The sequence below is a fragment of the Clostridium aciditolerans genome (genome assembly GCF_016316925.1).
GTDB classification, from domain to species: domain Bacteria; phylum Bacillota; class Clostridia; order Clostridiales; family Clostridiaceae; genus Clostridium_AM; species Clostridium_AM aciditolerans.
This window is the reverse complement of the sequence record NZ_JAEEGB010000065.1, coordinates 361-1,286: the sequence shown is the minus strand read 5'-3', so window position 1 is coordinate 1,286 and position 926 is coordinate 361. Positions and strand designations below refer to the sequence as shown.

The window sequence follows — 926 nt, the reverse complement described above, 5'->3', positions numbered from 1 at the left end:
TCAAAGAGCAGCTGCTTGGATAGAAGGAATGAGAGCTGATGGAGCTATTGTATCTATAGATGGTTGGGGCAATAGTAATATTGATTTTGCTACAGCCTTAGAGGAAATAGGCAAAAGAGATATTCCTGTTGTTGGAATGAGCTTTGTTGGTACACAAGCTCAATTTGTAGTTACAAATCAGTATATGGATACTATAGTAGACTTTAATAAGTCTAAAGAAGGAATTGAAACTGAAGTTGTGGGAGAAAACAATGTTGTGGAGCTGGATGCTAAAAAAGCATTGGCATTTTTAAAACTAAAAATGAAAAATAAAGAGAAATAGGGAGGCAGAAAAATGAAATCAGAAAGAACAATATTTGCTATAGACTCACATACAATGGGAGAACCAACAAGAATAGTAGTAGGAGGAGTTCCTAATATACCAGGGAAAACAATGCCTGAAAAGAAAGCATATCTTGAAGAGCATCTTGATTGGGTAAGAACAGCTATAATGCTAGAACCAAGAGGACACAATGACATGTTCGGTTCAATAGTAACTCAACCAACAACAGAAGAAGCTGATTTAGGAATAATATTCATGGACGGCGGCGGATATTTAAATATGTGCGGACATGGATCAATAGGAGCAGCAACAGTAGCAGTAGAATCAGGAATGGTTCCAGCAGTTGAACCAGTTACAAATCTAACTTTAGAAGCTCCAGCAGGATTAGTTAAGGCTAGCGTTAAAGTAGAAAATGGAAAAGCTAAAGAAGTGTCAATAATTAACGTACCAGCATTTCTTTATAAGAGAGATGTAGAAGTAGATGTACCAGGAATAGGTAAAGTAACAATGGATATATCCTTTGGTGGAAGCTTCTTTGCTATAGTTAAAGCAGAAAACCTAGGACTAGAAATAAGTCCAGCAAGTGCACAAAAATTAATAGAAG

The 926-nt window shown here is 36.4% G+C and carries 2 protein-coding genes; both read left to right on the top strand.

Going from position 1 to position 926, the window contains the following annotated elements:
* Positions 1–322: proline reductase (locus I6U51_RS24475; RefSeq protein ID WP_211145158.1), on the top strand; the 322-nt coding region annotated here is incomplete at its 5' end.
* Between the two features lie 12 nt (positions 323–334).
* Positions 335–926 (top strand): proline racemase family protein (locus I6U51_RS24950; protein WP_246517685.1); only part of this gene is annotated, 592 nt, incomplete at its 3' end.